This is a genomic window from Reyranella sp., from assembly GCF_050185545.1.
In the GTDB taxonomy this organism is placed as follows: domain Bacteria; phylum Pseudomonadota; class Alphaproteobacteria; order Reyranellales; family Reyranellaceae; genus Reyranella.
On record NZ_JBFWZI010000238.1, the window covers coordinates 1 to 9,227 of the forward strand.

The 9,227-nt window shown below is 67.7% G+C and carries 9 protein-coding genes and 1 pseudogene; 6 read left to right on the forward strand and 4 right to left on the reverse strand.

Going from position 1 to position 9,227, the window contains the following annotated elements; all coding sequences use genetic code 11:
- Positions 1–191: 191 nt before the first annotated feature.
- The 3 genes from AB7O82_RS34290 to AB7O82_RS34300 form a co-directional block, all read right to left on the reverse strand.
- Positions 192–974 (reverse strand): 3-hydroxybutyrate dehydrogenase, encoded by a 783-nt coding sequence (locus tag AB7O82_RS34290; RefSeq protein WP_428555044.1) that lies wholly within the window; start codon positions 972–974, stop codon positions 192–194.
- A gap of 76 nt (positions 975–1,050) precedes the next feature.
- Positions 1,051–1,809, reverse strand: coding sequence for an acetoacetate decarboxylase (locus AB7O82_RS34295; RefSeq protein WP_428555042.1), 759 nt, complete (start codon positions 1,807–1,809; stop codon positions 1,051–1,053).
- Entirely contained in the window at positions 1,806–2,996 is a 1,191-nt protein-coding gene (locus AB7O82_RS34300) for a patatin-like phospholipase family protein (protein WP_428555039.1), read from the reverse strand. Before AB7O82_RS34300 ends, AB7O82_RS34295 begins: the two co-directional genes overlap by 4 nt.
- A 393-nt stretch (positions 2,997–3,389) precedes the next feature.
- Between AB7O82_RS34300 and AB7O82_RS34305 the strand changes: the two genes are divergently transcribed.
- From AB7O82_RS34305 to AB7O82_RS34330, 6 genes are all read left to right on the forward strand, one after another.
- Complete coding sequence (locus AB7O82_RS34305) at positions 3,390–4,331, forward strand: hypothetical protein (protein ID WP_428621441.1); 942 nt, start codon at positions 3,390–3,392, stop codon at positions 4,329–4,331.
- Positions 4,328–4,774 (forward strand): lasso peptide biosynthesis B2 protein, encoded by a 447-nt coding sequence (locus AB7O82_RS34310; RefSeq protein WP_428621443.1) that lies wholly within the window; start codon positions 4,328–4,330, stop codon positions 4,772–4,774. The genes AB7O82_RS34305 and AB7O82_RS34310 overlap by 4 nt, the downstream gene beginning before the upstream one ends.
- Positions 4,759–6,534, forward strand: coding sequence for an asparagine synthase-related protein (locus tag AB7O82_RS34315; RefSeq protein WP_428621444.1), 1,776 nt, complete (start codon positions 4,759–4,761; stop codon positions 6,532–6,534). The genes AB7O82_RS34310 and AB7O82_RS34315 overlap by 16 nt, the downstream gene beginning before the upstream one ends.
- An 80-nt stretch (positions 6,535–6,614) precedes the next feature.
- Complete coding sequence (locus tag AB7O82_RS34320; protein ID WP_428555999.1) at positions 6,615–6,902, forward strand: PqqD family protein; 288 nt, start codon at positions 6,615–6,617, stop codon at positions 6,900–6,902.
- 104 nt (positions 6,903–7,006) lie between these two features.
- Positions 7,007–7,183, forward strand: coding sequence for a lasso RiPP family leader peptide-containing protein (locus AB7O82_RS34325; protein ID WP_428555996.1), 177 nt, complete (start codon positions 7,007–7,009; stop codon positions 7,181–7,183).
- Between the two features lie 255 nt (positions 7,184–7,438).
- Positions 7,439–8,620, forward strand: a complete 1,182-nt coding sequence (locus AB7O82_RS34330) for a nucleotidyltransferase domain-containing protein (protein ID WP_428555993.1) — start codon at positions 7,439–7,441, stop codon at positions 8,618–8,620.
- Positions 8,621–8,960: 340 nt separating this feature from the next.
- On the opposite strand, the pseudogene AB7O82_RS34335 reads toward AB7O82_RS34330, so the two are convergent.
- Positions 8,961–9,227: pseudogene (locus AB7O82_RS34335) on the reverse strand (integrase core domain-containing protein); the annotation flags it as partial.

Sequence of the window (9,227 nt, forward strand, 5' to 3'; positions counted from 1 at the left end):
ACGCCCAGGCTCTGGCCGGTCGGTCCCCTCGTGGGTAAGACCACCAACCGGAGAGCCGGATGCGGGAGACCCGCACGTCCGGTTCGGAGGGAGGGGGAGGCGCCGCCTCTCCCTACCCCTATCCAGCCATGACACCCCTCCGTCGCCGAAGACGCCGACACCGCCCAGCGAAGCTGGGGAGGAGCAGAAGCCTACTGCATGAACCAGCCGTGGCTTACGACCATCGACTGGCCGCTGAGCGCCGTGCTGCCGGCGGCGGCGAAGTAGAGGACGGCGTCGGCGACCTCGTCGGTGGTGGTGAACTGGCCGTCGATCGTGTCCTTCAGCATGACATGCTTGATCACGTCGTCCTCGCTGATGCCGAGCTCCTTGGACTGCTCCGGAATCTGCTTGTCGACCAGCGGCGTGCGCACGAAGCCCGGGCACACCACGTTGGCCGCGACGTTGTGCTCGGCGCCCTCCTTGGCCAGCACCTTGGCCAGGCCAATCAGGCCGTGCTTGGCGGTAACGTAGGGTGCCTTGAGCTTGGAGGCCTCCTTGGAATGGACCGAGCCCATGTAGATCACGCGGCCGTACTTGGCGGCGTACATGTGCTTGAGGCAGGCCTTGGTGGTGAGGAAGGCGCCGTCGAGATGGACGGCCATCAGCTTCTTCCAGTCGGCAAACGGGAAGTCGACCAGCGGCCTCACGATCTGGATGCCGGCGTTGCTCACCAGGATGTCGATGCGGCCATACTTCGCCATGGTGTCGGCGACGCCCTTCTCGACCTGCGCCTCGTCGACGACGTTCATGGCGACGGCGAAGGCGTCGCCGCCCTTGGCCTTGATCTCCTGCGCCGTCGCCTCGGCGGCATCGAGGTTGAGATCGGCGATGACCGGGATGCCGCCCTCGGCGGCGAAGCGCACGGCGATCTGCCTGCCGATGCCGCTTGCGGCACCCGTGACGATGGCGACCCTGTCTTTGAAGCGGGACATGGCTATTTCCTTCCGAGAGAGAGTTGTGGCCGAGATAACTGAAGCCGGGAAAGTCGAGACCGGGAGAATCGGGCGATCAGGGCTTGGCGAGATAGTCGAACACCACCTCGCCAAGACCCAGCGTCAGGTCGGTGAGGAAGTGGCTGGCCGACAGGACCTCGCGCACCGGCAGGCGCGCAACATCGCACATCGCATGCCCGAAGAGCTGCAGCGCCGCCGGACCGGACCAGGCACCCTTCAGCGTCACGTCTTCGACGTAGTAGCGTACCAGCTCGCAGATGCGCGGCGTGCAATCGACGTGCGGGATGATCTTGATCATGAAGTTGGGCTTGGCGAGGCTCTCGAGCAGCGGCGCGTGCTCGAGCTCGCGATGCTTGTAGCCCATGGTGGCCGAGACGCAGAGCACCGAGCCGTAGTGCAGGGTGCACACCAGGGTCTCGCTCTCGTGGGCGATCTTCGGCGTGGCGAGCTTCTTGGGGAAGCCCCAGATCTCGCGACCGCCGGCGATCGGCGAATTGTCGTCGAGATACATGGCGTGCACGTAGCCGCCTTCCTGCACAGTGCCATCCTTGGCGGTGAAGCGCACCGGAATCACCTGGCCGGTCTCGGTGTAGTCGCCGAAGCCGGTGGAATCGGGCATGCGGATGAACTCGTAGTTCACCGTGTCGCCGATCGGCTCGAGCGGCTCGGGCACGACGGCGCGCAGCACTTCGGGGTCGGTGCGGTAGGTGATGACGACGAATTCCCGGTTGTAGAATTTGTACGGCCCCGGCGGGTAGGCGGGATCGTTGAGCGGCATGGCGAATGCCTTGGCGCGGACATCGGCAAGCTTCATTTTTTCGCCTCTTTGGATTCGCGACCCTGAACAGCCAAGTCGAACGTGAAGACGCCGTCAGCGCTTTGCGGCCGCTGCAGCACCTCGGGATGGCGCAGCGTGAGCTGCATGTCGCTGTAGCCGGATTCCCAATGCTCTTCCATTGTCCGGCGGGAGAACTCGTAGTCCTTCGACGAGCCTTCGTAGCTCTGCGCGCGATAGATCGTGTGGATGATGTTGTAGACCTTGGCGTCGGCCTCCTGCGCCAGCAGCTCGGCTTCCGCCGACTGGCGCAGGTCGCTCGGCATGTCGGCGAGAATCTTGGCGGCGGCGCGCCGCACCGCCTGCATGCGGCGGAATTGGTCGGTGCCGGCGCGGGTGCGGCTGGAGTAGCGGATGTCCTTCTGGCGGACGTCGACCTCGATCATGTCGCGCGGCAACTCGCCGCGCGCGCTCCACAGGTCGACCTGGAAGGCGAGCGTGTCCAGGCGTGGCCGTGCATCGAGCACCCACTGCAAGGGCGTGTTGGAGACGATGCCACCGTCCCAATAGTATTCGCCGTCGACCTCGGTGGCTGGAAAGCCCGGCGGCAGCGATCCGCTGGCGATCACGTGCTGCACCCCGATCTTGTGCGTGGTGTTGTCGAAGTAGATGAAGTTGCCAGTCTTGACGTTGGTCGCGCCGACGCTGAAACGTGTGTCCTTGCCGTTGATGCGATCGAAATCGACCAGCTTCTCCAGCAGCGCCTTGACCGGCGAGACGTCGTAGAACGACAGCGCGTCCGGCGTGCCGAGCGGCATGAAGGTCGGCGGCGGCACGCGCGGCGTGAAGAAGCCCGAGGCGCCCCACATCAGCGTGCCGACCGAGCGCCACTGGTTGATCATCATGTGCACGAAATCGTCGGTGATCTTGTATCCGCGCAGCGGATGAAATCCCAATGGCGGTTCCGTGACGGTCTCCCAGAAGGCGCGCAGGCGCTCGACTCGCCGCTCCGGCGGGTTGCCGGCAATCAGCGCCGAATTGATGGCGCCGATCGAGATTCCGGCCACCCAGTCAGGATGCAGCCCGGCCTCGGCCAGTGCCTGGTAGACGCCGGCCTGATAGGAGCCGAGAGCGCCCCCGCCCTGCAGCAGGAGCGCGATTCGTTCGAACTCGGGCCGCGCTGCCGCGCCGTTCGGACGGGCGCCTGTCGCCGACGGGGAACTCATGGCTCTCTCCTTCGCTGCCTGCCTCCGCGAGGATGGTCTGTGCCGTGTCGGCAGGATCATGGCAACGTGGAATCCGACGCGGCCTCTCCAAGCAGTCGGCGTGCCAGCTCACTCGCCCAGTGACACATCCCATCCCTCCCCCGTTTTACGTCGTTCTACGGGGGAGGTACCCCGAAGGGGCGGAGGGGGAGGCTGCAGGCGAGATCCTTGAATTTCCGACGTCGGGATCAGAGACATCTCGCGTGTGGCTTTCCCCCCTTCGCCCCGTATGACGGGGCACCTCCCCGATTGCGGGGGAGGAACACGAGATGTGTCTACTCCGGAGCCGCTCGGCCTTCATCGCCGGTGCATGGCTGTTCGACAGGCTGTACTCTGCCCGGGCAAGGGGATCCCGTGGGAAGTGTCCACCGCTACGTCGCTTTTGGCGATTGCATCGAGAGCGGGTTTTGCCTGGCCACGCTCGGCGCCGCGCCGCGCGGGCCGTGGCGCGATCCCGTCCGCCTCGACCGCGCCGACGACGCTTTCTTCGCCAGCTGGCGGCCGGCGCGGCCGGTCGGCGACGTGGACTGGCTGCGCTACGCCGTGCTGGCCGACGGCAGCGTTTATATCAGCGACGACGAGGTCTTCGAGACGGTGATCTCGCCCGACGGGCGGCGAATCGCGTGCGGCCGGCGCGGCGACGTCGACGAGCGGTCGTTCGAGGCGTCGCTGCTCAATTTCGCCTTGGGCGCGTCGCTGACCTTGCGCGGCGAGGAGCCGCTGCATGCCACCGTCGTCGAGCTGTGTGGGCAGGCGATCGGCCTGCTCGGCGCCAGCGGCGCCGGCAAGTCGACCCTGGCGGCCTACCTGGTGGCCGAGGGTGCCGAACTGGTGACCGACGACATGCTGCGGATCGCCTTTGCCGGCGATTGCGCGCTCGCCCATCCGGGACCTCATCGGTTGAAGCTGTTCGACGAGCCGGCGCGCCGGTTGCTGCCGGGCGCGGCCGCGCGCGGACATTTTTCGTCGCTGAGCGGCAAGGTGTTGATCGAACCACAGGCGGGTCCGGCAACGCCGGAGCCGCGCCCGCTGGCCGCCCTGTTCCTGCTGGCCTCCGCCGACGAGCGATCGGCCGGTTGCCCCAGCGCCCGCCGCGTGACCGGTGCGGAGCTGATCAGGCTCCTGATCGCGTCGGCCATGGATATTCGCAATGCGGCGCCGGCGCGGCTCGCACGCCAGCTGCGCTTCGCCGAGCGCATGGCCAGTGTCCTGCCGGTCTACGAGCTCGGCTATCGGCGCGACTACGACGCCCTCGCCGGAGTCGCCGACGAAATCCGGCGGACGATTCGATCATGACGCCGCTCACCACCTTTCACGCCCTGCCGGGCGGCGATCGTCGCCTGCTGTTGGACGCCCTGTTGACGCTCGTCGGCGTGCGTCTTGCGCTTCGCGTCGTTCGGGCGGATCGCCTGCGCCGCCCGCTCGGGCGCGCGCGGCCGCACGCCCGGCCGGCCGAGCGGATCGCCTGGGCGGTGCAGGCCGCGTCGCGTCGGTTGCCGGGCACCACCTGTCTCGCCGCCGCCCTCGCCGCGCAGCGCCTCCTGGCGCGCGAAGGTCACGACTGCCAGCTCACCATCGGTGTCGCGCGCAGCCAGCGTGGATTGGCCGCGCATGCCTGGGTGGTGCGCAACGGCGTCACCCTGGTGGGAGGCGAGGCGAGCGCCGGCTACAAGCCGCTGGTGGCCTGGTCGGGGGAGCCATCGGCGCGGCCGGACAGCGCCGCTTGCGACCGGTCCTGAGCGTGTTCGCTGTCCTCGTCGACAGCGATGCACCGCTGATCGCAGCGGGTGGTCCCACCGATCACGTGGTGCAGGCGCGCGCCCGGCAACCGCATGTCGTGCTGCTGAGCACCCGGGCTGCGGGCCCCTCCGACCCCGAGATCACGGGCATCGTGCAGCTCGCGGGCCGCTACTGGCTGGTCGGCCGCATTCGTCTCGATGCACGCCGTGCCCTTCAGGACAAGCTCGCGCAACAGACCGGAGAGCATTATCACGCGCGGAGCGACGCACAGATCTGCCTGCAGGCCTACGCGACGTGGGGCGAGGCCTTCATCGAGGAGCTGGCGGGTGACTTCTGCTTCGCCTTGTGGGACGACGTGCGGCGATGCCTTCTCTGTGCGCGCGACCGCCTGGGCGTCCGGCCGCTCTTTCATGCGCGCGCCGGCGGCAGCGGGCTGGTGGTGAGCGATTCGCTCGCCTGGCTCGCCGATCGCTTCCCTGCCGATCGCGACCTCGACGATCTGTGGGTCGCCGATTTCCTGTGCCTCGGGTACAGCCGGGATGCCGACCGCACGGTCTATCGCCGGATCAGCCGGCTGCCGCCGGCGCATCTTCTCGCCTTCGCCGACTCCGAACCGACCGTGCGGCGCTACTGGCGGCTCGAGATCGACGAGCCTCTATGGCTCGGCGAACGCGGCTACATCGAGCGTTTCGTCGACGTGGCGGCACAGGCGATCGCCGACCGGCTGCCGGACGGACGCGTCGGCATCGCCATGAGCGGTGGCCTCGATTCGACGACGCTGGCTGCCTGCACGGTCCGGGCAAGCGGCGATCCCGCGCGCGTGGTCGCCGAGTGTTTCCACTACGAAGCGGCGTTGCACGACCAGGAAAAGCATTTCGCCGCCTTGGTCGCCCGCCATCTCGGTATCGAGCTCAGGCTGCGCGCCGCTGACGATCTTGCCTACGATCCGGCATGGCGCACGCGTGGGATCCATCTCGCCGAACCCTCATTGTCGATCGTCCGGGCCGAGCCTGACCGGCAGACGGCGCTCGGACAGGCGGAATTGGCGCCGGTCTGGTTTTTCGGCGAAGGGCCGGACAACGCGCTCATTTACGAGCGCAGCGCCTACCTTGCCTGGCTGCTTGCGCGGCGCGATTGGCCGCGTCTCGCTGCGGCGACGCTCTCCAGCCTGCTGGCCAAGGGGTTCGATGGCTGGGGCGCGTCCCTGGCGCGCCTCGGCAACCGGGGCGCCGTTGCGCCGGCGTTGCAGGCCGTACCTCCGTGGCTCGATCGCGGCCTCGTCGAGGCGTTGAGGCTGGAGGCGCGGCTGGCCGACACGTCGAGGGGGGAGCAGCGTCACCCTTGGCATCCCAAGGCGATCGCCTCGTTCAACGACGCGATCTGGCCCAGCCTGCTCGAGGAGTTCGATTTCGATGCGGCCCTGTCGCCGGTCGTCTGGCGCCATCCCTACCTCGACCTGCGGGTGCTCGAATTCCTGCTGTCGGTTCCGCCCGTGCCGTGGGCGCGGCGCAAGCTCCTGCTGCGTCGCGCCATGCGCGACCGCCTGCCGCGCGCCGTGCTCGCGCGCCGCAAGGCGCCGCTGGCGCAATCGCCGCTCGTCGAGCCGCTGCGCCGGCATGGCCTGCCCCGCCTGGCACCGGGCAGCCAGCTCGACCGCTTCGTCGATCTTCGTCAGGTGCCGTCCCCCGCTGCCTGCCCGTCCGACGATCTCGGCCGGCTGCTCGCCGTGCACGCGCTCGACCACTGGCTCTCGGCATAGCCCGCTTGCGCCGGCGCGGTCGGGCCGCTAGGAGCCCCGGTGAAGTCAAACGATTGCAGCCAAACGAGGAGACGCGGGCGATGGCGAGCGCCTTGAATCCGTCGACGGTTGTCAAGCGGTCGGACAATCAGGTGTTCTGCGTTCTCGATGACGAGGTTGCCCTGCTCAATCTCGATCGCGCGCATTATTTCGGGCTGAACGATACCGGCGCCCACATCTGGCAATGCCTCGAGACGCCGCGGTCGGTCGCCGACCTGTGCCAGGACGTTCTCGCTCATTTCGACGTCGCGGCCGATGTCTGTCACCAGGACGTGCTGGACTTTCTCGCCAGCATGCAGGAAGCAGGCCTGATCGAGACTGTCGACTGACGGCCAGAAACGAGTTGCCGGCTCACTGCAATATGCACACTATTGGCTTGTGGAACGCAGACGGTCGCGGCGCACGCCGATCAATTGAAACAATGGGTCGAACCATGGAAGCCCAGAACCAGGAACAATCCGCTTCTGCCGGCAAGGCCAAGATCGCCCGAAAGCCTTATCAGCCTCCGGCCCTCGTCCCCTGGGGGACCTTGCGCGACGTGACGCAGGCCGTCGGTGCCCAGGGCGCCTCCGACGGTGGCACCAAGCAGAATAAGCGCGGCACGCGCTGACGAAAGCCGGGCGTCGCGCCGGCCGACAGGACTGTCACTCGATGAGGTCAGGCGTCTCCGGGCCAAGCAAGGCATGGTGCCCGGACTCGCTTACGTCGCCCTTAGCGCAAAACCCACTCCTTATCGCATCATCGTCCAAGCGGACGTATCTGGGTAATCAGACGGGCTGTCCTGTTTCGCGGCGGTCGCCGAGGCCGGGTTCGTGAATGCTCTGAGGTCGAGCGGGAAGCCCTTTCAGAACTCAGGAGCGACGTGATGGTGTCGCCGAAAGCCCGCGTGACGGGCGCCGAGTTCGACACACTCTGCCTGCTGGTGCGACCGAGGCCCGATTTGGTTCGGGCCGGGCAGGCTTTGCAGGCGGGGGTGGATGTCGCGGCCCTGTGCGGGCTCGCCGCCGAGCACAGGGTTCGACCACGGACGCTCGAAAGTCTCGGTCTGCTGCCGGGGTTCGAGCTCCCCGCGTCGGCGAAGTCGTCGCTCGAAACCTTCCGTCGGCTGCATAGCGTCCGTGTGCTGTCGCTGGTCCAGGAGCTGCGCCGTCTGGGCGATGCCTTGACCGCGAACGGCGTGCGCTTTGCGACCTTCAAGGGACCGACCCTGGCGGCCCGGCTGTATGGCGATGTGGCCGGACGCGAATACAGCGACATCGACCTGATCGTCCCGCGTGCCCATTACGAAGGGGCCGAGCAGACCCTCGCCGCGCTAGGCTATCGCGGCGTGCAGGGCGACCGCGCCTTCCGGCGAGCCTTTCTCGCCCATCTGCGCCAATGCGCTTTCGCCCATCCCGATGTCGACGCGACCGTCGACCTGCACTGGGATTTTCGCGGCATCCATCTGCCGTTCCCGTTGGCGCCCGATGACATTTGGGAACGGTTGGAACCCTTCGCCATCGGCGGCGCGACCGTGCCCACGATCGGCGGCCTCAACCTCGCGCTGCTTCTGGCCGGTCATGGCACCAAGGAGGCGTGGCGCAGCCTCGACTGGATCTGCGACGTCGCCATGCTGGTCGAGCACAGTCCCGATCTCGACTGGTCGGAGATCCACCAGCGCGCGCGGCAGCGCCGTTGCGGCGACTCCGTTCTGCTCGCCTGCACCCTGGCTGACCAGCTCCTGGGCACGCCGCTGCCCGCACCGTTGGCAGGGCCGCTGGCCGCGAGCGCCCGCGTGCCGCGACTTGCCAGCGCGCTGATCGAGGAGCTGCGACAGGGCCGCTCGCCGGCGCAGCTGCGCGAAGGGGTCACCGACATCGATCTGTGCGAGACCGCAGGCGCTCGCATCAGGGCCGTACTGACCCTCGCACTCGCCTGCACGGCGGGCGACTACGCAGCGCTGCCGCTGCCGCGGCCACTGTGGCCGCTCTACCACGCCATCCGTCCGTTTCGTCTCGCCGGCAAGGCGCTCGTCTCGCTTGCCTTCCCAGCGAGGCTGGGGAGGTAGCGCCATCAAACGTCATTGCTGGGAGCGCGCCACTCCAGTGGCGCTCTTCTTGTCGATCACACATCCGATGTGGGCCTGCCCCGGTTTTGTGGAGGGTTATGGAGTTGGGAACGTGGTGAATGGTGTGGCGAGCAACAGTCCTCCTTCAAGTGTGAAGTTCCTTTGTTCGGCCCCCCGCGGAGCCCGTTCCTTCGTCCCGGCCCGCAGATTTTGCAGGCCGGCGCGCGCGGCGGCTGTCAAGGCCGCGCCCGCTTGGGCGCGCCCGCAGGGCTTGGCCTTGATAGCCGCTGTGCGCGCCGGCAGGCTCGGGCAAGCCGGGAGAAGCGCTCGCCCGAGCGTGCCGTCGCTCGAACTCGTTGGGTGATAGATAGCCGAGTGCGGAGTGGCGTCGCCGAGGATTGTAGAAACCTTCGATGAACTGGAAGATGGCGCTGCGTGCTTCGGCCTGGGTCTTGAAGCGGTGGCGGGCCAGCAGTTCGCACTCCAGCGTGGCGAAGAAGCTCTCGGCCATGGCGTTGTCATAGGCGTCACCGACCGACCCCATCGATAGGTGCACCCCCATCTCGCGGCAACGCTTGCCGAAGGCCAGCGAGGTGTACTGGGCGGA

Excerpts from the sequence above, each read along its gene's own strand:
- AB7O82_RS34290 (WP_428555044.1), bottom strand. The coding sequence starts at position 974 with ATGTCCCGCTTCAAAGACAGGGTCGCCATCGTCACGGGTGCCGCAAGC.
- AB7O82_RS34295 (WP_428555042.1), bottom strand. The coding sequence starts at position 1,809 with ATGAAGCTTGCCGATGTCCGCGCCAAGGCATTCGCCATGCCGCTCAAC.
- AB7O82_RS34300 (WP_428555039.1), bottom strand. The coding sequence starts at position 2,996 with ATGAGTTCCCCGTCGGCGACAGGCGCCCGTCCGAACGGCGCGGCAGCG.
- AB7O82_RS34310 (WP_428621443.1), top strand. The coding sequence starts at position 4,328 with ATGACGCCGCTCACCACCTTTCACGCCCTGCCGGGCGGCGATCGTCGC.
- AB7O82_RS34320 (WP_428555999.1), top strand. The coding sequence starts at position 6,615 with ATGGCGAGCGCCTTGAATCCGTCGACGGTTGTCAAGCGGTCGGACAAT.
- AB7O82_RS34325 (WP_428555996.1), top strand. The coding sequence starts at position 7,007 with ATGGAAGCCCAGAACCAGGAACAATCCGCTTCTGCCGGCAAGGCCAAG.
- AB7O82_RS34330 (WP_428555993.1), top strand. The coding sequence starts at position 7,439 with ATGGTGTCGCCGAAAGCCCGCGTGACGGGCGCCGAGTTCGACACACTC.